This is a genomic window from Nonomuraea sp. NPDC050786, assembly GCF_040654115.1.
Lineage (GTDB): Bacteria > Actinomycetota > Actinomycetes > Streptosporangiales > Streptosporangiaceae > Nonomuraea.
In genome coordinates this window covers 394201-414918 of the sequence record NZ_JBFAHJ010000001.1, presented here as the reverse complement: position 1 = coordinate 414918, position 20718 = coordinate 394201, and the positions used below count along the sequence as shown (strand labels likewise).

25 protein-coding genes and 1 pseudogene are annotated in these 20718 nt (G+C 69.1%); 11 read left to right on the top strand and 15 right to left on the bottom strand.

The annotated features are described in order from the left end of the window. Positions 1-436: 436 nt before the first annotated feature. Complete coding sequence (locus AB0H84_RS02235; RefSeq protein WP_357596844.1) at positions 437-2044, bottom strand: hypothetical protein; 1608 nt, start codon at positions 2042-2044, stop codon at positions 437-439. A gap of 960 nt (positions 2045-3004) precedes the next feature. Here AB0H84_RS02235 and AB0H84_RS02230 point away from each other — a divergent pair. Beyond that, positions 3005-3568 (top strand): dihydrofolate reductase family protein, encoded by a 564-nt coding sequence (locus tag AB0H84_RS02230; protein ID WP_357596841.1) that lies wholly within the window; start codon positions 3005-3007, stop codon positions 3566-3568. A 217-nt stretch (positions 3569-3785) separates the two neighbouring features. Here the strand turns inward: AB0H84_RS02230 and AB0H84_RS02225 are convergent. From AB0H84_RS02225 to AB0H84_RS02210, 4 genes and pseudogenes are all read right to left on the bottom strand, one after another. Then, positions 3786-4238, bottom strand: a pseudogene (locus tag AB0H84_RS02225) (transposase); the annotation flags it as partial. A 105-nt stretch (positions 4239-4343) separates the two neighbouring features. Then, a complete protein-coding gene (locus tag AB0H84_RS02220) occupies positions 4344-4856 on the bottom strand; it encodes a DUF6461 domain-containing protein (RefSeq protein WP_357596838.1) in 513 nt (170 codons plus the stop codon). Between the two features lie 179 nt (positions 4857-5035). Beyond that, positions 5036-5206, bottom strand: coding sequence for a hypothetical protein (locus AB0H84_RS02215; protein ID WP_192789578.1), 171 nt, complete (start codon positions 5204-5206; stop codon positions 5036-5038). Between the two features lie 10 nt (positions 5207-5216). Continuing rightward, a complete protein-coding gene (locus tag AB0H84_RS02210) occupies positions 5217-5786 on the bottom strand; it encodes a helix-turn-helix domain-containing protein (RefSeq protein WP_357596835.1) in 570 nt (189 codons plus the stop codon). Between the two features lie 112 nt (positions 5787-5898). Here AB0H84_RS02210 and AB0H84_RS02205 point away from each other — a divergent pair, with 112 nt between their 5' ends. From AB0H84_RS02205 to AB0H84_RS02195, 3 genes are all read left to right on the top strand, one after another. Then, on the top strand, positions 5899-6234 hold the full coding sequence (locus tag AB0H84_RS02205) for a MerR family DNA-binding protein (protein ID WP_357597882.1): 336 nt from the start codon (positions 5899-5901) through the stop codon (positions 6232-6234). Then, positions 6231-6563 (top strand): YnfA family protein, encoded by a 333-nt coding sequence (locus AB0H84_RS02200; protein WP_357596832.1) that lies wholly within the window; start codon positions 6231-6233, stop codon positions 6561-6563. The genes AB0H84_RS02205 and AB0H84_RS02200 overlap by 4 nt, the downstream gene beginning before the upstream one ends. Positions 6564-6634: 71 nt before the next feature. After that, positions 6635-6862, top strand: coding sequence for a hypothetical protein (locus tag AB0H84_RS02195; RefSeq protein WP_357596830.1), 228 nt, complete (start codon positions 6635-6637; stop codon positions 6860-6862). Positions 6863-6932: 70 nt separating this feature from the next. Here the strand turns inward: AB0H84_RS02195 and AB0H84_RS02190 are convergent, their stop codons facing one another. Further along, positions 6933-7892: a hemerythrin domain-containing protein gene (locus AB0H84_RS02190; protein WP_357596827.1), complete on the bottom strand. Its 960-nt coding sequence runs from the start codon at positions 7890-7892 to the stop codon at positions 6933-6935. Between the two features lie 78 nt (positions 7893-7970). Then, the gene (locus tag AB0H84_RS02185) at positions 7971-9152 is read right to left on the bottom strand and encodes a cytochrome P450 (RefSeq protein WP_357596824.1); all 1182 of its coding nucleotides are present in this window, start codon (positions 9150-9152) and stop codon (positions 7971-7973) included. Between the two features lie 87 nt (positions 9153-9239). Here AB0H84_RS02185 and AB0H84_RS02180 point away from each other — a divergent pair, with 87 nt between their 5' ends. After that, positions 9240-9845: a helix-turn-helix domain-containing protein gene (locus tag AB0H84_RS02180; protein ID WP_357596821.1), complete on the top strand. Its 606-nt coding sequence runs from the start codon at positions 9240-9242 to the stop codon at positions 9843-9845. Positions 9846-10044: 199 nt separating this feature from the next. Here AB0H84_RS02180 and AB0H84_RS02175 read toward each other — a convergent pair whose 3' ends face one another. Further along, the gene (locus AB0H84_RS02175; RefSeq protein ID WP_357596819.1) at positions 10045-10797 is read right to left on the bottom strand and encodes a hypothetical protein; all 753 of its coding nucleotides are present in this window, start codon (positions 10795-10797) and stop codon (positions 10045-10047) included. A gap of 124 nt (positions 10798-10921) precedes the next feature. On the opposite strand from AB0H84_RS02175, the gene AB0H84_RS02170 reads away from it, so the two are divergent. Continuing rightward, the gene (locus AB0H84_RS02170) at positions 10922-11311 is read left to right on the top strand and encodes a hypothetical protein (RefSeq protein ID WP_357596816.1); all 390 of its coding nucleotides are present in this window, start codon (positions 10922-10924) and stop codon (positions 11309-11311) included. 156 nt (positions 11312-11467) lie between these two features. Here AB0H84_RS02170 and AB0H84_RS02165 read toward each other — a convergent pair whose 3' ends face one another. The 5 genes from AB0H84_RS02165 to AB0H84_RS02145 all read right to left on the bottom strand — a co-directional run bounded on the left by AB0H84_RS02165 (position 11468) and on the right by AB0H84_RS02145 (position 16179). Further along, the gene (locus AB0H84_RS02165) at positions 11468-12262 is read right to left on the bottom strand and encodes an ABC transporter permease (RefSeq protein ID WP_357596813.1); all 795 of its coding nucleotides are present in this window, start codon (positions 12260-12262) and stop codon (positions 11468-11470) included. Continuing rightward, positions 12259-13188, bottom strand: a complete 930-nt coding sequence (locus AB0H84_RS02160; RefSeq protein ID WP_357596810.1) for an ABC transporter permease — start codon at positions 13186-13188, stop codon at positions 12259-12261. The genes AB0H84_RS02165 and AB0H84_RS02160 overlap by 4 nt, the downstream gene beginning before the upstream one ends. Then, entirely contained in the window at positions 13185-14711 is a 1527-nt protein-coding gene (locus tag AB0H84_RS02155; protein ID WP_357596807.1) for an ABC transporter substrate-binding protein, read from the bottom strand. The genes AB0H84_RS02160 and AB0H84_RS02155 overlap by 4 nt, the downstream gene beginning before the upstream one ends. Positions 14712-14812: 101 nt before the next feature. Next, positions 14813-15040, bottom strand: coding sequence for a 30S ribosomal protein S18 (rpsR, locus tag AB0H84_RS02150; protein WP_357596804.1), 228 nt, complete (start codon positions 15038-15040; stop codon positions 14813-14815). Beyond that, positions 15037-16179 carry a GTP-binding protein gene (locus AB0H84_RS02145; RefSeq protein WP_357596802.1) on the bottom strand — a complete coding sequence of 381 codons (1143 nt, stop codon included), beginning with the start codon at positions 16177-16179 and terminating at the stop codon, positions 15037-15039. Before AB0H84_RS02145 ends, rpsR begins: the two co-directional genes overlap by 4 nt. A gap of 73 nt (positions 16180-16252) precedes the next feature. On the opposite strand from AB0H84_RS02145, the gene rpmG reads away from it, so the two are divergent. The 5 genes from rpmG to rpmF are packed head-to-tail and all read left to right on the top strand — an operon-like array spanning position 16253 to position 17364. Further along, positions 16253-16417, top strand: coding sequence for a 50S ribosomal protein L33 (rpmG, locus tag AB0H84_RS02140; RefSeq protein ID WP_357596799.1), 165 nt, complete (start codon positions 16253-16255; stop codon positions 16415-16417). After that, a complete protein-coding gene (locus tag AB0H84_RS02135) occupies positions 16414-16659 on the top strand; it encodes a type B 50S ribosomal protein L31 (RefSeq protein WP_357596796.1) in 246 nt (81 codons plus the stop codon). The genes rpmG and AB0H84_RS02135 overlap by 4 nt, the downstream gene beginning before the upstream one ends. After that, positions 16659-16895, top strand: a complete 237-nt coding sequence (rpmB, locus tag AB0H84_RS02130; RefSeq protein ID WP_357596793.1) for a 50S ribosomal protein L28 — start codon at positions 16659-16661, stop codon at positions 16893-16895. The genes AB0H84_RS02135 and rpmB overlap by 1 nt, the downstream gene beginning before the upstream one ends. Continuing rightward, positions 16895-17194, top strand: coding sequence for a 30S ribosomal protein S14 (gene rpsN / locus AB0H84_RS02125; protein WP_357596790.1), 300 nt, complete (start codon positions 16895-16897; stop codon positions 17192-17194). The genes rpmB and rpsN overlap by 1 nt, the downstream gene beginning before the upstream one ends. Positions 17195-17196: 2 nt before the next feature. Then, a complete protein-coding gene (gene rpmF, locus AB0H84_RS02120; protein WP_357596787.1) occupies positions 17197-17364 on the top strand; it encodes a 50S ribosomal protein L32 in 168 nt (55 codons plus the stop codon). Positions 17365-17610: 246 nt separating this feature from the next. Here the strand turns inward: rpmF and AB0H84_RS02115 are convergent, their stop codons facing one another. After that, positions 17611-18162, bottom strand: a complete 552-nt coding sequence (locus AB0H84_RS02115) for a GrpB family protein (RefSeq protein WP_357596783.1) — start codon at positions 18160-18162, stop codon at positions 17611-17613. Positions 18163-18335: 173 nt separating this feature from the next. Further along, positions 18336-20684: a heavy metal translocating P-type ATPase gene (locus AB0H84_RS02110; protein WP_357596780.1), complete on the bottom strand. Its 2349-nt coding sequence runs from the start codon at positions 20682-20684 to the stop codon at positions 18336-18338. Between the last annotated feature and the right edge of the window lie 34 nt (positions 20685-20718).

Genomic DNA, 20718 nt, shown 5'->3' with positions numbered 1-20718 from the left:
CAAAGCCTTGAACCCGACTGGGTCCGCTCGGTCGGCCGGAAGCAGTAGGCCCCTTACTCCCAAGATCCGGAATATGCGCAGAACGCTTTTCCCAACCTGGGAGGGAGCAACCACCTCGGCCACAGGTCAGCAAGCCATCATCCGCGGGAAGAGCGATCCACCTTTATCCGTAGGTTCCGGGTTCGAGTCCCTGGGCGCCCTACCATCCTCCACCTCGAATCATGCTTCTGACCTGGTGTTTCGCATTGGGCGGCTTGCCCCGTAGGCAGTCGCAGGTCGCTGGAAGCCGTCCGCCGTACGCAGCACTCGTCGCACTGACACGTACTTACTGTCCCAAGGCGCACTGTCGCCGACCATGCGGCCTCGCTACGATCCGCGGGTGCGCCGGCGCACTAGCGATCTTTGGTCTCGCGTTTCTGGACGTTTGTGTCAAGTTTCACGACGCCCGAGGGAGTCGAGCTTGGGTGGCGTAGTCGTCGATGTGCCGGGTGATGGTCTTGAGCGCGGCTCGGAGTTCGGGCGGCGCTTGGGCTTGATCGGCAGCGGTCAGCGGGACGAGTAACCGGTTGTAGATCTTGGTGTAGAAGACGGCGATGCGCACGCCGTCTTCGGTCAGGACGTAGCGGTTGGACCGGGGTAGCCGGCGGATCAGTCCGTTGAGACGGAGTCTCGGCAGGTCGTAAGTCATCTGGCCCGTGCTGTAGCTGGTGGTGCCGAGCAGTCCGGTCATCAAGACACGAAGGTTCTTGTTGGTGAAGCCGGTCGCGGCGAGCAGGGTGTGGCACAGGGCGCCGGCCAGGGCCATGACCCGAGGATCGCCGAAGCGTAGCGCCGGGGTCCTGCGCCCCACCTCGTCGGTGGTGGGGTGCGCGATCCGCTCAAAGGCTGGACTCGCAAGGAGGCAACCCTGGCCGGCACGTTCGACCTCCAGTATGCGCTGATTGGCGGCGCGGGCCTTGGCCTGAAGCTCTTCCAGGTTGTGCAGGCGGGCCTGGCAGCCCAGATCACGAGGGGCGTTGACGACGGTCTCGATGCGCATCGCCCGGCCGTCCTTGAGGTACTGCTTGATCCGGGAATGCTTGTAGAACACGTTGACCAGCACCCCACCGTTGTCACGGCGATCGATCGCGGTGCGGAAGGTTCCCGCGGTGTCACGGCGTACCCGGCGGCCGAAGATGACCTCGACGTTGTGCGGGCGGCCGATATCGAGGTTGTCGGCGATGAGGGCTTCGAAGAAGCCGCGGGCGTGGCGGGGAGCGTCGAAGACGAGGGTGCGGGAGATCTCGATCTGCCGCATCGAGGTCTCCCACCAGTAGCCGGCGTCGTGGTCGTGCTCGGTGAAGGGCAGTGGCAGCCGGTGCAGCCAGCGCTGGACGAACACGTTGATGGTGCCCGAGCTGAGCCGGTTGCAGATCTCCTGCAAGGCGGCGGGGTCGGCGCAGGTGGCGAACCCGTTGGACAGTTCGGTGAAGCCGAGGCCGGCCTTGACCGCTTGGCGTTTGGCCCACTCGTGGCCGTTGATCCAGATCTTGCCCGGGTAGGGGAAGTAGGCGCAGATCTTGATGAAGGCCGGGCCGAAGTCGGCGTCCCAGAGATAGAAGTAGTAGCAGGTCACTCGCCGGTCGGCCTTGACGACCGACCAGCGCGGGGTGCCGGTGGAGGTCTTGCCCTCGTAGGCGGTCCACACGCGTTGGAACTCCTGGGCTACCCCGATCGCCGCGACGCCCGAGCGTCCGGTGGCGGCCTGCCGGGCCAGGTACGGGGTCATCGTCTCCAGCTTGGCCTGGTCCTTGGAGAACTTGACCCAGGGGATGTGGTTGGCCTCGGCGAAGGCGGCCACCGCGCGCCGGAACCGATCGCCCAGCTGCTTGAACAGCACCGGCGAGGGAAACGGGAAGCCCAGATGCCCGGAAAGGAACGCCACCACTTGCGAGCTGGTCTGCAGGATCGGCACGTAGGCGTTGAGGTAGATCCGGTCCAGACACTCGATGTCCAGCTTCACGTGCCCCTCGAGCACCTCGTTCACCGTCACGACCCGCGCCATGATGACCACCCACCGCAACCGTTTCTATGGTCATGACGATGAACCCACCCAGGCAAAATCGCCAGGGGAACCGGCACTCTCGGCGGTCCGAGGCGAAGCCTCAGTAGTACTCCAGCCGCACTTAGCTGTTGAGGAGGCGTTGTTGTCGCTGGTAGTGGCAGCGGCGGGCGCGGGCTTGGTGGCGGCGTCTCCATCGTGACCAGTGCAAACAATGCCAGGCTGGGTGCTGGGGCTGGTGGAGGCGGGCATGGAGACGGCGGATCTCGTTGACAGTGAGCGGGACCAGCTCTTGTGCCGTCTCCGGCTTGTAGGGGTCGGTGGGCTCGGGTGGTGATTGTCCAGCGCAGGGCCCCCTGTGTGGTGGGCGGGGCCGACTGCTGGGCGGCGAGGAAGGCCAGGTGGGCGTGGGCGACCAGGACCAAGGTGATGTAGCGGTACCAGGAGATGGCGCGGCGGACCTGATAGTGGTCGAGCCCGACCTCGTTCTTGGTGGCCTGGAAACACTCCTCGATGCTCCATCGGGCGCCGGCAACCCGGGCCAGGATGGGCAGCGGGACCGGGCCGGTGGCCCAGCAGCGATAGAACGCCACCTTGGTCGGGTCGCTGATCGAGCGGCGGGCCAGCAGCCAATCGTGTGCGCCGTGTTCTGCCAAGGGAATCCACGCCCAGTCGTAGAAGCGGTGGCCCTTGGCGCCGTGACCGCAGGAGTAGCGTTGCCAGGCCGTCCGGTCCAGGGCGGCGATGGCGTGGTCGGCGCGGACCCGACCTGCCCGGCTGTCCCACCTGTCGGCGCCGAGGGTCGGTTATCCACCTCGGGCACTCCAGGCCCGCGCGTACGCTCGTCCGCGCCCTGTCCCACCTGCTCCGGTACTTCGGCATAGATCGGTATGGCTTGACCGATGATTTTTCCGCGCCGTGCTGGTCTGTACGCCGAATACCGACTTACAGGAAGCTGACGACATGCGGAAATTGACCTTCGGCATGAACCTGAGCCTGGACGGCTACATCGCCGCACCCGGCGACGACCTTGGCTGGAGCGTGCCGAGCGACGAGCTGTTCCAGTGGTGGTCTGACCGGGTGGGCGCGACGGGCCTGGCGCTGTACGGGCGCAAACTGTGGGAGACGATGAGCTCCCATTGGCCGACCGCCGACCAGCAGCCTGGCGCCACACCGGCGGAGATCGAGTACGCCCGCCGCTGGCGAGACATGCCGAAGGTGGTGTTCTCCTCGACGATCAGCACGGTCGAGTGGAACACCCGCCTGGTCAACGGCGACGCGGTCACCGAGATCACCCGGCTCAAGGCCGAGGACGGTGGCCCCATGGACATCGGCGGCGCCACACTTGCCGCAGCGGCCATACGGGCCGGGCTGATCGACGAGTACGTGCTGGTCACCGCACCGGTCTTGCTGGGCAGCGGCACGCCGTTCTTTACGGCCCTGGACAACTGGGTGAACCTGACCCTGATGGAGACCCGGACGTTCCCCGACGGCGTACTCCTGACCAGGTACGAGACCAGGCGCTGAGTACCCAACCGCGGATCGGCCCGGGCTTCGGGCCACCCAAGGAAGGGGCGCACGGTACAGCCGAGAAGTACAGCAACCGGCGGGATCGTCAGCGAACTCCGGCGAACACCGACGATCCCGCAGCCTTGAGCCGTTTGAATGATCGCTCGCTTGCCGAGGTCTGGGGGTCACGGGGCCGCAGGTCCAAACCCGGCCAGTGTGAGTACGCCCGCCTCTAGAGCATCATCCGGGCCAGTACGGGCTTGGTGGCGAACTGCACATCTTCGCCGATGCCGGCCTGGGCGCATCGGGCTCGACCATCGGGCCAGGATTTCGGCGGATGCAGTTCGGCATCGATCAGCGCCCGACCCGACGGGGAGGCGTAGGAGAGCAACACGCCCAGCTGGCAGTTCTCCATCCGGCCCGCGGTAGCGGAATACTGACGCTGCACCCCGGCCGACTTATCGCCCTTCTTCAGCAACCCGGTCTCATCCACGATCAGCACGTCATCGCGGTGGCCGAGGTGGTCCATCACATAATCGCGCAGGTCAGCACGTACTTGGCGAGGGTCCCAGCGTGCGCTGTCCAACAAGCGCCGCATGCGATCCGGCGCCGCATCCCCGGCCGCCTCGGCCAACTGCCAGCCGTTCTTACGCTCGATCGGAGCCAGCAATCCCAGCAGGTACGCCCGCGCTGACGGCACGGCTCCACCCGCCCGAACCGGCCGGGCTGCTAATGCGGTTCGGGTTGCGTCATCGGCACTGCTGCGTTTGCGATGGAACGACAGCAAGGTGCCTCAGTACTCGAAAACGCCATGGGCGGCCACCACGTCACTTGACGCGTTCGGCCGCACCTCGGTGATGCGCTCGGCCAGCAGCAGCGCAGCGGCGAGCCCGCCCTCCGACTTGTCGCCGGCCAGCCCGAGCTCGATCCGGTCGGCCAGGTAGTCCTCCGGGATGCCGTCCTCATCGCCGCCGAACAGCGGATCGAAGGTCAGGATGATGCGACCGTCTGCGTAATGGTCGAAGGACGCGACTCTGTTCACGTTGACGAAGACACTCGCCGTGACCGTCCCAGCCGACAAGCGCCGCAGCACCTCGGGCAGCGTGCCGGCGAAGCCGTTCGACTCGCTCAGGATGGTCCCGCCCTCGGCCGACCGGGCGCAGATGAGCCCTTCCTCGAAATCGCCTTCCTCGTCATCCCCGTCGAACGCGTTAATGCCAAGGCGGGCCAGCGCCTCGCGCGGGGTGAGACCGCGGACGAAGGTTGCACAGAAGGCGTCGTCATCGAGCCAGTCGTAGCCACTCACAGGGATCCTGTTCTCCCGGGACAGATCATGAAGAGGATGGCATGCGAGTCCGACGAAAAGCTGGCCCGTCTTTGAGAGACGGCACCGGGCTCCCTACTCAGAGATATGCGGGTCCGTAACGTGTGAGTCGTGCGGGACATGCTCTGGAGATTTACGTCGACAGATACCCGTACGGAATATCAGGCAGGTTCGAGGTGGTCGGCGAGGCGGCGGAGGGTGATCGCGAACCGGCCGCGGAGGCGCAGAAGGACAGGCCGGCGCGAGCGCGGCGGGATCATGCGTAACCGTGCGGCTTCGGCTCGCTGCTCAGCGAGGTAGGCGCGGGCCAGCTCCTCATGCATGGCATACATGGAAAGCTTCTCAGGGTGCTTCGGGGAATGCGTGGTAGAAGACGAAGATCGGGCAAGTATCCGGCGGAGCCTCGCTCGATTCGACACGCGACCTGGTCAGCTCGCGCCACGGCTGCAACACGGCATCGAGCTGGTCGGCGAGCTGCGCCAGCTCATCCTTGGTGAGCCTTAGGTGGCGGCTGCTCCCGAAACCAGCGCCGCGCCAGTCCTCGGGAAGCGTCATGTGAGTGCGTTGGAAGTCGCGCAGCCGCTCGAACTGGTCGATCACCCACTGTGAAGTCCACGCCTGTACCACGGCTGCGGCTTCCGGGGCTTCGATGTCCGTGTCCAATACCCACCCGACCATAGCTGTCCGCACCCAGCGTTCCCGGCTGTCCCGGGCGAGCTCCGGCACGTCCTCGATCAAGCCATGTTTCTGCATTTGCCGCAGGTGATAGCTCACCTGGCCGGGGTCGGCACCCATTCGTCTGGCGAGCTCGCTTACCGTGACCGGGCCAATCCGGAAGAGGAGGCTGAAGAGCTTCATCCGAAACCGGCTGGTCAAGACCCTGAGCATGTCCAGGTCATCGATCTGTCGCATGGCCACGACGGTAAGACCAGCAGGTGAAGATGCTCAAGATGTCTACTGGATCTTGAAATCACGCGTTGATGGCGTCGAGGCTGGTGGCGTGAAGGGATGATCCGGCCCGCCGCTGCCTCGCGGCGGTCATCGGCTGTATCCGCCGGAGACCGTGGTGACGCTTCGGGTGATAAAGGCGGCGCAACGGCTGGGCTTCACCCTCGACGAAGTCGCAGACCTGGTTGAGCTTGGTGGCCATCGTCATGGGGGGCCGGACCGAGGTATGCAAGCGCGGGCGACGGCGAAGCTCGCCGAAGTAGAGCAGAAGATCGCAGATCTGCAGGCGATTCGGGAGACGCTGATCGAGGCCGTGGATGCCGGGTGCGACGATCTGGTGGCGTGCGCCGCGAGCCCGCGTTGCCCGTTGCCGTTATCCGATCTGGCGGGTCCCCTACAGTCGCAAACGTGACTGTCGCGCGTTCCCTACTGCTGTTCGTGGTCGCCGCGCTCGCTGAGATCGGCGGAGCCTGGCTGGTCTGGCAGGGGGTGAGGGAGAATCGTGGGTTGTTGTGGGTCGGGGCGGGTGTGATCGCTCTCGGCTTGTACGGGTTCGTCGCCACGTTCCAGCCGGATGCCCACTTTGGTCGCATCCTCGCCGCTTACGGAGGCGTGTTCGTCGCGGGTTCGCTGATCTGGGGCGTGGTGGTGGACAAGTTCCAGCCCGACCGGTGGGACATCATCGGATCGGCCATCTGCCTCATCGGCGTGCTCGTCATTATGTACGCCCCACGCGGGTGACCAGGGTCCGGCAGCTGCCGAGCAGGACATTCACAGGGTGTGGATGACCGATGAGCTCAAGCGGCACGGCTATGCGACCAGCCCTGGCACGCTGTATACCGACGCCGCATCGGCTGGAGGCGGATGGGCTGCTGTCCTCGCGGCAGGAGGCGGTCGAGGGCCGGGTGCGGCGGATCCACCGGGCCACCGAGGCGGGTGTGGCAGCGTTGGTGGAGGACCGCAAGGCGTTGCTGGAGTTGGCACATGAGGTGCTGCCCGAGGCGGAACCGGAACGGCCACCGGGGCTGTTTGAGCCCTGAACGGGGTAGCTGCCTCAGCGCCTGTGCCCGAGAGCCTCGGGCTCGCCTCCGAGGTCCGGCCGGGGAGCCGTCATACGCGCGGTGTGAACTGGCTCAGGTCGTAGATGCGGAGCGTCTTTTCGATGTCGGCGACCTGCGTGACGATGCCGGTGAAGCCGGCCGCGCCGAAGCGGCGGTGCTCCTCGTCCTCGAAGGTCTCGGCCATCCGGACGAATTCCTTGGGCGGGATGACGTCCCGCATGGCGGGGAAGACGACAGTGTCCTCGCGGGCCTCGTGTGGCTCGTACATGCGGATGAAGGCGGCCATGTTCGCAACCAGGTCGCGACGGGCCTGCCGGGGTGTGGGTTTGGCGGTGGCGTTCAGGATGCGGCCGGTCAGGACGCGTCCGCGCTGGTGCTGCTGGAGCAGCACCGAGACGGTGTCGGTAAGCTTGCCGGCCTTGACCAGGCGCGGGAAGACGTACCGTTCTTCGAGTCGCTCGTGGTACTCCTCGATGAAAGTCTGGATGATGCCTGCCCCGGCGTGCAGGGCCGGTTGGGGGACCTGTTCGCCGGCGTTGATCCGGCGGATTCCCTCCCGGTAGATCAACAGTACGCGTTTGAGTACCCCGTGTTCCCGCATGAGGTCCTCCGGTGGTGTGACCGGCACCTCTTGCGCCTGCTCCTGGTCGGGGGGAGGGGTGGACGTTGCGGCGCTGCCGGCTTGTTGTGCGGTGCCGCACCCGGTCAGCATCGCTGAGCCGCAGGCCAAGGCGACAGGCAGGCTGAGCATTTCGCGGCGGCGCACAATCGGCGTTTCGCAGGTAGCACTTGCTTCGTCCGTCACCTTCAGCCCTCGTCCCCTGGCCAGCCCGACGCGGTCCGGCTGGACGGCATCACGCCGGAGGACTGCCCGGTCGCTGGTGATCCGATGCGAAGACAGGGGTAATGCTTGCCCCAGCTCGGCTGGTCGCGCGTCGACCGCCGGGCATTTGCGATGCGATCGGCCAAAGGGCAGGGGTTCGGCCAGATCGGGGCGGCGTCCGGCCATGCCGCCCTCCGTCCATGCCCCTCCTGGGATACATCCAGCCGAAGATCGGCCGCCGTACGGTCGTCTTCACCATGGTGGTCACCAGGTGACGGGCAGGGCGGTGAGGCCGCCGGTGAGCACGTTCGGGTTGAAGGTCAGCTCCTCCACCGCGCAGCCGAGCTTCAGGGTGGGGAAGCGGGCGACGAGCTGGGAGAAGACGGCCTGCAGCTCAATGCGGGCCAGTGGCGCGCCGATGCAGTAGCGGGCGCCGTGGCCGAAGGTCAGGTGCGGCGCCGGCGGCCGGTCGAGGTCGAAGCGGTCGGGGTCGGCGAAGACGGCGGCGTCGTGGTTGGCCGCGCCGGTGTCCAGCAGCACGAGGTCCCCTGCCCGTACGTGCACGTCGGCGATCTCCAGGTCGGTGCGGGCGTAGCGGGGGATGCCGCTGCCGCCCAGACCAGGCGCGCGCAGAATCTCTTCCACGGCGGCGTCGATCCGGGACGGGTCGTCCACGAGGGCCTGCCACTGGCCAGGGGTGGTCAGCAGCCACAGCGCGCCGTTGCCGATCACGGTGACCGTGGTCTCGTGCCCGGCGAACAGCAGAGTCATGCCCATCGCGGCGGCATCGTCGTCGCTGACGCCGTCGGTGGCGGCCAGCCGGGAGATCACATCGGCGTCGGTATCGCCGGTAGCGCGCTTGCGGGCCACCAGCTGCTGTCCATAGCTGAACAGTTCGGCCAGTCCCTGCTCGGAGCGGACCCGGTCGGTGATGTCGGCGGCGGCCTGCGTCCAGGCGCGGAACTGTGCCCGGTCCTCGAACGGGACGCCGAGCAGCTCGCAGATGACCGCGATCGGCAGCGGCAGGGCGAGCGCGGCGTGCAGGTCGGCGGGCGGACCGGCGGCGGCCATCTCGTCCAGCAGGTTCGCTGTGAGCGTCTCGACACGGGTGCGCAGCGCGCGCATGCGCTTGGGCGAGAAGTGCGGCTGCAGCAGCGAGCGCATCCGCCGGTGGTCGGCCTGCTCGGTGTCGAAGTCGCCCAGCGGGCCGCCGAACAGCGCTGACTCGCCGGTGCGGGAGGCGCGGTCGGGTTCGCGGTGGGCGCGGCCGAGCCGGTCGTCATCCAGCAGAGCGCGTACCTGCTCATAGCCGGTCACCAGCCAGGCCGGATCGCCGACGGCGGTGCGGATGGCGTGGATCGGGCCTTGGCCCTGCAGCCGGCGCAGCAGCGGCGCCGGCTGCATCGGGCCGGGCTGCTGGAACGGCAGCCGGACGGGTTCGGACACGACTCCTCCAAGATGTAGACGCTGCTTTGTATACTTCGATGTCTAAAAAGCTACATGTATACTTCTGCTTCTACAAGTGGAGGTGGGATGAGCAATCCCGACGCAGGCGGCACTGGTCTTGAGGCCGTCCCGGCTTCGCCGGTGCGGCGGTTGCGGCGCCCCGAGCGGCGTGAGCAGATCCTGGACGCCGCCACCCGCGCCTTCGCTCGCGCCGGTTACGCCCCCACCGGCCTTGACGACATCGCCGCCGAGGCTGGGCTGACCCGGGCGATGCTGTACCGGCACTTCGACTCCAAGGCCGACCTGTACCGAGCCGTGCTCGACCGGGCATGCGTGCGGCTGGCCGAGGCCACCGGCACCGACGACTTCGACGAGCGCGCCCTCCCTGCCCTTGTGCGCGCTGCTGCCGCCGACCCCGACGGCTTCAGGCTGCTGTTCCGCTATGCGGCCCGCGAGCCCGACTTCCGCGAGCTGATCGACTCCATGACCGCCGCCTCCCGCGAGGTCGCCCACCGCAACCTGGCCAGGAGGATCCCTGCAGGCCCTTGGCTGGACTGGGCCGCGAACCTGATCCCCACCCTGACCATCGAGGCCGTCATCGCGTGGCTGGACGCCGGCCAGCCCGACCCCGACCAGGCCGCTCAGCGCATCGACCAGGCCGTTCACGGCGTCATGGCCGCCGCCCAACCTTGAGCCGCCCGGCTGCGGCCACCGCGTACGGCCATCATCGGCAGTGATCGGTTCCGACAAGGCGTCGAAACCATGATCGGAGCGGGCGGACCAGCGTTCAGGTCCGCGATGAGGCCGGATATCTGGCCCAGATGGCGGCGCACCACCAGGAGGCGGTGGCCGCGGGGCCAGACAGCTGCATGACTGGCCTTCGTTGATCACTTCAATGAGGTGGGCGCTGAGCGTGGCCGTGGACGGCCTCGGCGGCACTGCAACTGCTCTCCCCGGGCATTGCCTGCACGCGGGAGGGGCGCCAGACCTCGACGCCCTGCTGGCGCACGCGGGCGAACAGGCATTCTCCCGGGCGCTCGCGCAGCGCGATGCCGATGACGCCGTCGATCTCGGCTACGTCCTTACCGATGCGGTCGTCAAGGTCCAGATGGTCGACCGCCTTACGGGCGGCCGTCAGGTCGGGGGTCTTGGGGAGGTGCGTCTTCAGCCATTCGAAGGCGTTGTCCGGGATCGACGCGGGGGAGCGGAAGGCTCGCGGTTCGCCCGCCGGGCAGTCGACCTCGGCCACGTCGGTGTCAGAGTAGGAGACCGAGATCTCGAAGCATACGGATGTCACCGGGTGGGTGCTCGGGGACGGGCCGTGGGTCGCTTCGTAGGCGCGGGTGGCTTCGTTCACCGGTTGCGGCCGGCCGTCTGCGCCGACCCGGCTGGTGGCGCGGATCCGCAGCAGGACGCGCCCCTGGTCGGTGGTGCTGTATCTGGTGCCTGTCACGGAGTACACGTCGACATCTTCGTCACGGGAGAGCACCCAGCCGACGTCCTCGGCGTCCCAGTCGAGGCCGCGGCCGAGTTGCTCGGCGATCTGGTCGGCGTGGGCGCGGGCGGCGCGCGCGGCGGGATCCTCAGCGCAGGCGCTGAGGGCCAGAAGAAGAGCGGCCAGGAGCAACGGGAGAAGTCGGCGCACCCTTCGTCTCTATCGCCCCCGCGGCGGCAGGGCCAGTCGGCGTGCTCAAAAGGTGACCTTGTGAAATCGCAGCGCGTCCTGTGGAGGGCTGAGAGCCAGGGCGCGGGCTTCCTGCCAGACCTCGGTGGACGTCGTCCTCGCCCCGCTGCTTCAGCCCGCGCGGCTTGTGTTCGTGCGGCGTGTCAAGCGATGCTCAGTGCTCGTCCCAGTGGTCCTCGTGCTGTGCATGACGGTGGCCGTCATGGATGTAGTCCACGTGGTCCTCGTGTGGCACCGCGACATGGCCGCAGTCGGCCCCATGCCGATGATCATGGCCGGTGTGAGTGCTGTGGCCATGGGGAGTGCAGTCATCGGCGTGGTCATCGTGCAGGCGGTGCAGATGGCCGTCGTGAACGTAATCCACGTGGCCCTGGTGTGGCACGGCCACGTGCCCGCACGTCGGACCATGCTGGTGGTCCTGGTTGCTGTGGACTTGAGGGTCGGCGGCGGTTGTCATGGGTGCTGCCCTCCGTGAGGTAACCAGGCTTCGGCCATGTGCGGCTTCTTTCTCCTGGCGTATTTCTCCTGACGTAGTGGACGTACCCGGCTGATGTGGACGTCTGTGCCATTTGTGCTCTATTGACCGGATAGTGACCCAGTTGCGCGGTGCTCAAGCAAGGGGCTCCGGATCTCAGCCTTCGGGAGGCCGGCCCGGTTCGTGGCGGGCGTCCACGACGAGCGCGACGGCCAGTCCCGTGAGGGCGAGCGCGAGGGCGGGCATCATCGCGAGGCGTGGCGTGGCGACCAGCAGCGGCGTCGCCTCGCTCACCATGCCGCCCCAGTCGGTCTCGGGCGGCGGTAGCCCGATGCCGAGGAAGCTCAGCGAGGTGACGGTGATCAGCGTTCTGGCGAAGTCTGCGGTGGCGACGGTCAGGACGGGCCCGGCGATGTGCGGTCCGATGGTACGCCGGAGCAGGTAGAGAGAGGAGGCCCCGATGGCCCGCGCGGCCAGGACGTAGCCGGAGGCGGCGACCCGCCGGGTGGCCGTGTGGGCGACGAGGCCGCAGTTGACCCAGCCGAGTGGTACGAGAGCTGCCAGGACGGTGACGTACCCGGGCGGCAGCACGCCGGCCAGCGCGAGCGCCAATGTGAGGCCGGGCAGGGCGAGCGCCATGGCGGCGGCCAGGCGCAGCAGCCGGTCGGGCATGCCTCCGGCGAGCCCGGCCACGGTGCCGAACAGCGTGCCGAGGATCGTGGTGATCGCGGTGATGGCCAGCGCGAACAGCAGGGAGGTGCGGCCGGCCGCGGCGGTTCTGGTGAGGAGGTCGCGGCCGAGCTGGTCGGTGCCGAGCCAGTGTTCCGTGCTCGCCGGCAGGAGAGCGTGCCCCAGGTCGGGCAGGTGTGGATCGTACCCGGACAGCATGGGGGTGAGCAGGCAGAACAGTACGATCAGAGCGAGCAGCGCGGTGCCGGCGCGGCCGGTCATCGGCGGCGCACCCGCGGGTCGCAGGCCGCCAGGCAGAGCTCGACCAGGGCCAGGACCAGCACGGTCGCGACCGCGGTGACCAGCACGTACGCCTGCACGATGGGAAGATCCCGCTGCCTGATCGCCGACACCGCGAGCTGTCCCACGCCCGGCCAGGAGAACAGCGTCTCCACCACCACCGCGCCGGCCAGCAGCTCCACGAGCACCGTACCGGCTGCCGTGATGGCGTTCGGCGCGGCCACGCGGAGGGCGTGCACCGTGATCGCGCGCCCGGGCCGCACCCCCTTGGCGGTGGCGAGTTTGACGAACGGCAGCCGTAAGGCCTGAGCCAGGTCGGCCCGGAGCAGCCGCAGCAGCGTCGCGGCGCCCGCCAGGCCGAGAGTGAGGGCGGGGAGCACCACGGCGCCGGGGCTGTTCGCGCCGCCCGTGGGCAGTGCGCGCAGGCCGACCGCGACGACGCTGATCAGCAGGATCCCCACGATGTAGGGCGGGACGCCGGCGATCGCCACCGTCACGAGCGCGATCGCGCGGCTGTCGAGCGCCCTCGGTCTGAAGGCGGCCCTGACGGAGGCGAGCACGGCGAGTGCGACCGCGACGAGCGCCGCCGCGCCTGCCAGCCGCAGTGTCGCCGGGACCCGCGAGATGATCTCGGCGGCGACGGGGGAACGGTCGGTGTAGGAGTGCCCGAAGTCGCCGCGCAGTACGGCGAGCAGCCACCGCAGGTACTGGGTGAACAGCGGCTGGTCGAGACCGAGTTCGGCGCGCAGTGCCGCCACACTGCGCGCCGTCGGCTGGATGCCGCCGCGCCGCAGGATCTCCTCCGCCGGATCGTCCGGCGCGAGCGAGGTGAGCAGGAAGACCAGCGCGGACAGCCCCAGCAGCACCAGCAGGAGCTCGGCGGCGCGCCGTAGGACGGTGACCGTCACCTCAGGGGGGCCAGCTTGCCAAGGTCGAGCACGTACGCCACGCTCTGTGCCACCCCGCCGACCTTGCTCGTCGTCACGATGGGATTGTCCTGGTACGCGAGCGGGATCATCGGGCGGTCGGCGGCGAGCAGCCGCTGGATCCGGTGGTAGAGGTCACGCCGCCGGGCCGCGTCGGTCTGTGCGGCGGCCTGGTCGATCAGGTCGTCGAACGCGGTGTTGCGGTAGCCGAGCCGGCGCTCGACGTTCCACGAGGCGTCGGAGCGCAGGAATCGGCGGAACAAGTAGTCGGCGTCGCCGTTGGGCACGCTGTAGGCGCTGAGGAAGATGTCGTACTCCCCGGCCTCCATCACGGACTTGGTGGCCTCGGCCACGGTCACCTTGGCGGGTAGGCCCGCCTGCTGCAGCGCCGTACGCAGCACCTCGGCGATGTCGGTGTAGGGGAACTGGCCCGTCTCGGCCGAGGAGATGAGGATGGAGACGGGCTTGGCGGGCGCGCCCGCGGCGGTGACCAGCTCGCGAGCCTTGCCCGGGTCGTACCGCACGGCCGGTCCGGGCTCGGCGAGGTCGCCGAAGACCGGTGACAGGAACCCGGCGCCCGCGGCGGCCGTGCCGGCGAGGAGTCTGCCGGCGATGGCCTGCCGATCGATCGCCAGGTCGGCCGCCTCGCGCAGGCGGGGATCGGAGAACGGCTTCCGCGAGGCGTTGAAGGTCAGGTAGTGCGTCAGCACCGAGGGGCTCCGGACGACCCGGAAACCGCTGTCGCCGGCGACCGCCGTGACCTGCCCCGGCAGCAGCGCGCCCTTGCCGATCAGCCCGTCCACCTCGCCGGCACGCAGCGCCGCGACCCGCGCGTTGGCGTCCGGGATCACCCGGACCACGATCTTGTTGTAGGCGGGGGCGGGGCCGTAGTAGTACGGGTTCGCGGCAAGCTCGGCCTGCTGTCCCTTGACCCAGCTCACCAGCGTGTACGGCCCCGTCCCCACCGGCTTGCCGGCGAAGTCGCCCGAGGGCGTGAACGCCTGCGGCGACTGGACCATGCTGTAGAAGCCCGCCAGCCTGCTCGGCAGGTCGGCCACCGGCCGGTCCAGGACGAACGTCACCCTGCCGGCCTCGGCCCGGACGTCGCCGAGCCTGCCGTACGCCGCCTCCATGCCGGCGTCCAGGCTGAAGAACGCCGACTGGCGGGGCGCGATCCGCAGGAACCGCTTGATGTTGGCGACCGCCGACTCGGCGGTGAACGGTGTCCCGTCGCTGAACCGTACGCCGTCGCGCACCGTGAACGTCCAGCGCCGCCCCTGGTCCGCGCTGTCCCAGCCGGTGGCCAGCGCGGGAACGGGCCGCAGCTTGTCGTCCACGGTCACCAGGGGCTCCCACACCCGTAACGTCTGGTGCGTGTAGTACGGATCCTCGGGACCCGCGACGAGGTCGCGCGGGGCGGCCAGGGTCAGTTGCCGGCTGTTCCGCCCTGGCGGCTCCTGGCCGCCGCACCCCACGAGGAGCAACGCCGAGAGCGTCGCCAGCATGATCGCGGCTCGTCTTCGTATCCCGATCTCCGTTCCGGAGCGGGCAGGCCGTCGCCCTGGTCGATGCGGCAGGAGTCGAGCAGGCTCCAGATGCGGTCTGTTCATGCGCTGGGGCGTGAGGCGTAGGGGAGCAGGGCCATCTCGCGGGCGTTCTTGATGGCCCTGGCGATCAGGCGCTGCTGCTGCACGGTGACGCCGGTCACGCGGCGGCTGCGGATCTTGCCCCGATCGGAGATGAACTTGCGCAGCAGGGCGGTGTCCTTGTAGTCGATGCGGTCCACATGCAGGAGCGGGTTGGGCTTCTTGCGCGGGGTGCGGCGGGTCTTCATGCGCTCTCCTTGATGGCGAGGATGGGGGCGAACGGGTCGTCGTAGCGGGCCCAGGCATCCGAGCCCTCTCGTTCCTCCTCCTCCGTGAGGAGGCAGGAACCGAGCAGTGCCCGGAAGCGGGCGGCGTCGAGGTCGGGTCCGGTGAAGACCAGGTGCTGGACGCGGTCGCCGCGCTCGGGGTCCCAGTCCAGGTCGGCGGCCAGACGGCGGGCCGGAGGCACCAGGTCCCAGGCGGCTCGGGGCAGCGCGGCCAGCCAGGGGCCCGCGGCCTCGACCGAGACGATGCCGGCCACGGCGTCCCAGGCCAGCAGCTCGTCCGGGCGGTTGGCCAGCCAGAAGCGGCCGCGTGAGCGTACCGACTCGGTAACCAGCTCGTCGACGGCCTCGAAGAGGCGGGCCGGGTGCAGCGGGCGGTGGGTGCGCCAGACGGCGGTGACGATCTCGCCGGTCTGGAGGTCGCCGGGCAGCTGGGCGGTGGCAGGGTCCACGCGTTCCGCCAGTTCGGCGGCGCATACCCGGGCGTCGGCGAGCGGAGGGAGGGCCTCGACGGTGTGGACCGGGGTGAAGGGGGCGAGGTGGGTGAGTATCGTGCGGGACAGCTCCCGGTCGTCCTCGTCGCCGCCGTGCAGCACCAGGGCGGTCGGATATTCGAGCTGCCTGGCCAGCACCTCGGCCAGATAACGCCGGTCACCGGCGGCCGCGGGCCTGCCGACCTCGCTCAGGCGTTCGCCGCGGGTGAGGTCATCGGGCAAGGCCGCGGCGTCCAGCGCGGTGAGTACGGCGGTGAGCCGCAGGGTCTCCCGGGCCTCGTCGCAGTCGATCGCCTCGGCCACCGAGCGGGGCTCCACCGCGTCCCACAGGTCCACGATCAGCAGGGCCGCGCCGGTCGCCAGCAGGACGAGCTGGGGGAGCAGGTCCTCGCGCACGGTGCAGGTGACGCAGCCGTGCGCGAGCCGTACCTCGGCCGTGTCGAGCACGCCGGTCCTGTCCCGAACGCTGCGGCGGACGCGTCCGTGGGTGATCTGGCTCAGGTCGTGGTGGATGACGAGCGAGCCGGGATGTTCGGCGAGCAGTTGTTCGACGGCGGCGGTGCGAGCGGTGGCGTGCAGGCCCGCGATGAGGACGACCGGGGTGGGCACGGAGCCTCCAGTTGCGAGAATGAAAACAGTTTTCGTTATCATGGCACACCGCGGCAAGTGGAAAGGAACCGTTTTGGCCAGAAATGAGATGCGCCCCGTGATCAAGCTCAGATCGACGGCGGGCACGGGCTACACCTACGTGTCCAGGAAGAACCGCCGGAACACACCCGACAGGCTCACCCTTCGCAAGTACGACCCGACCATCCGTCAGCACGTGCCCTTCCGGGAGGAGCGATGAGGAAGGGCATCCACCCCGACTACCGCCCGGTCGTCTTCCGCGATCCCGGCGCGGGCTTCGCGTTCCTCACGCGTTCCACGATCACGAGCGACAAGACGATCGAGTGGACCGACGGCAACACCTATCCGGTGGTGGACGTCGACGTGTCCTCGGCCAGTCATCCCTTCTACACCGGGCGCAGCCGCGTCCTGGACACCGCCGGTCGCGTCGAGCGGTTCAACCAGCGTTACGGGAGGGCCTGATGTCCGCGCACTGCCAGCTCACCGGGGTTGAGCCGGTCTTCGGCAACAACGTCTCCCACTCCCACCGGCGCACCCGGCGGCGCTGGGACCCCAACATCCAGCGGCGCCGCTACTGGCTTGAGAGCGAGGGCCGCTACGTCCGGCTCACCCTCAGCGCCCGTGCGATCAAGACCATCGACAGGATCGGCATCGACCAGGCCGTCGCCCAGATCCGGGCAAGAGGAGAGAAGGTCTGATGGCCAAGAAGAGCAAGATCGCCGCGAACGAGCGGCGCAAGGTCGTGGTCCAGCGCTACGCCGCGCGGCGGGCCGAGCTGAAGCAGATCATCCGCACGGGCACGCCGCAGGAGCAGGCCGAAGCGCTCCGGGCACTGGCCCGCCAGCCGCGCGACGCCAGCGCCGCCCGCGTCCGCAACCGCGACTCCGTCGACGGCCGTCCTCGCGGACACCTCACCAGGTTCGGCCTGTCCCGGGTGCGGTTCCGGGAGATGGCCCACCGCGGCGAGCTGCCGGGTGTCACGAAGGCGAGCTGGTAGCCGTGGCCGTGCCCAAGCGTAGGACCTCCCGCAGTAACACCCGGCACCGCCGCAGCCAGTGGAAGGCGAGCGTGCCGGATCTCGTCCCGGTCACCGTGAACGGGCGGCAGCTGCTCGTGCCGCGGCGCCTCGTCCGCGCCTACCGGCGGGGTTTGATCACCGTGGATTGAGCTGACCCGGCCACTGGGCTCCTGCCGTGCGTGGAAGGCCGGGTGCGGTGGCACGGCAGGATTCCCGGTGTCCGACACCGATCGGCGCCGCGGGGTCCTCCGCTGAGCGTCTGACATGGCCATGGCACGGCGCGCACGAGACGGGGACGCCGTCCTCTGCCCGACGGGCGTCGCGTAGCACCGGCGCCTCCTCGCCGGCGAGGTTCTGGGGGCTGGAGAGGCGAGGTCTTACAGTTCTTGGGCCGATTACGGAGTCCACTGAGTGGAGCGAGCCCAGGCTTCTGCGTGTTCCGTGATTTCGGCGATGAGCGGGCTCTTGGTCGCCGCGTAGGCGTTCATGTCGGGCCAGTCGCGAGCGGCGAGTCGCTGTTTGAGTTCCCCGTAGAGCTCGCGGTCGACGGTGTCGTGGCGGAGCCAGTCACGAAAGAGGAGATGGCGGCGTTCCCAGTCGCTGCCTGTGGTGCAGATGTGCACATGGACAGCGAGGTCCTGGGTGCGCACCATGCGGTGGCCGGGCTGGCGGACGCGCAGGTGATAGCCGGCGGCGACGAGCTGTGGAAGGTAGGCGTCCTCGTCGTCGGCGTCGGGCACACTCAGGTCGATGTCGACGATCGGCTTGGCCGCCAGGCCGGGGACCGCGGTCGAGCCGATGTGGTCCACCCGGCGGGCGAGCGGGCCGAGAGCGACGATGACGCGTTCTCGCTCCAGTGCGAAGCGCCTTGGCCACGCCTCGTCGTACGGGACGACTGTGATGTCGCGCCTCTCCTGCCCGCCGATCAACTCGATGCCTTCCGCCATGATGGGCATCATCCCATCAGGCGACATCGCCAGTCAGACCCTTTCCAGCCGGGGAGGGTGCAGATTGATCCCTGGCTGGATCTCCGGCAGCGTGCGCGCCCCAGCTCGGTGGCGAGATCGAGGCTCGCCGTCACCGACCTGAGGAGGCTCCCGTCAGGGAGCCTCCGCCCGTTTTACCGGTGCGTAGGCGCGCCGCCTGTGGCTGTGGCTGGGACTGGTCGGTGTGGTTCGTCCAGGTCGTCCGGATGGTCGGTGAAGGGATCGGGGGTCGTGGGCGCCGGGGCGAAGCGGCGTAGGCGCAGGCTGTTGGAGACCACGAACACCGAGGACAGTGCCATGGCGGCTCCGGCGATGAGGGGGTTGAGCAGCCCGGCGGCGGCCAGCGGAAGTGCCGCGAGGTTGTAGCCGAAGGCCCAGACGAGGTTGCCGCGGATCGTGGCCAGGGTGCCTCGGGCCAGGGTGATGGCCGTGGGCACGACGTCGAGGTCATCACGGATGAGGATGAGGTCGGCGGCGGCCAGGGCCACGTCGGTGCCTTCCACCACGGCCAGTCCGAGATCGGCGCGGGCCAGGGCCGGGGCGTCGTTGATGCCGTCGCCGACCATGGCGACGCGGTGCCCCTCACCCTGGAGCCGCGCGATGGTGGCCTCCTTGTCGGCCGGCAGCACTTCGGCGATGACCTCGGTGATGCCGACCTGGGCGGCGACGGCGTGGGCGGTGGCGGCGTTGTCGCCGGTGAGCAGCAGCGTACGCAGGCCCATGGCATGCAGCCGGGCGATCGCGTCCACGGCTGAGGGCTTGATGGTGTCGGCAAGGGCGAGCGCTCCCAGGACGGCACCGTCGGCCGCGACGAGGACGACGGTGCGGCCTTGGCCTTCCCAGTCGGTCCGAGCACGATCGAGCAGCGGTGGGACGGTGATGCCCTCCTGGCGCAGCAGCCGCGCCGAGCCGACCAGGACCTTCCTGTCCCCGACCGTCCCCCTGGCGCCCAGCCCGGCCAGGGCGGTGAAGGCGTCCACCGGGGGCAGCTCGTCGAGCTCGGCGCGCGCCTTGTCGGCGATGGCTGCCGCGATGGCGTGTTCGGAGGCGTTCTCGACGGCGCCCGCGTAGCGCAGCACGTCATCCGGTCGAACGCCCTCGGCGGTGGTCAGATCGACCACGCTCATGCGGCCGTGGGTGAGGGTGCCGGTCTTGTCCAGGACGACCGTGTCGATGGTGCGGGCGGACTCCATGGCCTGGTGGCTCTTGATGAAGACACCGAGCCGGGCGCCGGTGCCGGAGGCGACCTGGAGGGCGGTGGGGATGGCCAGGCCGAGCGCGCACGGGCAGGCGATGATGAGGACGGCCAGCGCGGCGGTGACCGCCTGGTGCACCTGCCCTCCGGCGATCAGCCACCCGCCCAGGGTCAGCGCCGACAGGGCGAACACCGCCGGGACGAACCAGCCGCAGATCCGGTCCGCGAGTCGCTGCACGGCGGCCTTGTCGGCCTGGGCGTGCTCCACGAGGCGGATCAGGGCGGCGAGCTGGGTGTCGGCGCCTACCCGGGTGGCCCGTACGACGAGTCGCCCGCTGAGGTTGACGGTCGCGCCGGTCACCGTGTCGCCCTCGGTCACCTCGGCGGGCACCGGCTCGCCGGTCATGGCGCTGGTGTCGATCGTGCTCTGCCCGGACTCGATCCGGCCGTCGGCGGCGATGCTCTCGCCCGGGCGGACCACGAACAGGTCGCCGGCCCGCAGGTCGGCGACGTCGATGCGGTACTCGTTGCCGTCGGCGCGCAGGACGCTGACGTCCTTGGCGCCGAGTTCGGCCAGCCGGCGCAGGACGGCTCCGGAGGAGCGCCGTGCCCGGGCCTCCAGGAACCGGCCGGTCAGCGCGAACATGGTCACCCCGCCGGCGACGTCGAGATAGAGGGCGCTGTTCGGCGCGGACAGCAGCGCCCACATGCCCGAGCCGGTCGGGGCGGCGTCGATCGGGAACAGGATGACGTACAACGACCAACAGGTGGACGTGATGACCCCGGTCGAGATCAGGGTGTCCATCGAGGTGGTGCCGTGCCTGGCGGCCCTGAACGCGTTGCGGTGGAACGGCCAGGCGCACCAGGTCACCATCGGCAGGGTCAGGCCGATCAGCACCCACTGCCATCCGTCGAACCGCCAGGCCGGCGCGAACGCCATCCCCATGGACAGGTCCATCAGCAGCACGGCCAGTCCGATCGCGACCACCATGCGGCGGCCGAGCATCCGTACCCGCCGGTCGTCGGCGTCGTCCGGTGCGGCGGTGGTGTGCGGGAGGTACGGTTCGGCGCTGTAACCGGCACGCTCGACCTGCCGGATCAGCTCCTCGACCGGGACATCGGCGGCCTGGATGGTGGCTTTCTCGGTGGCGTAGTTGACGCTGGCGCTCACCCCTTCCATGCGGTTGAGCTTGCGCTCCACCCGCGCCGCGCACGCCGCGCACGTCATCCCGCCGATGACGAGCTGGACGGACGTGCCGCTGCCGTCTTGTGGTTGTGTGACTGTCATTTTGGCTCCATGTCTGCGGTGATCTGTGGATCGG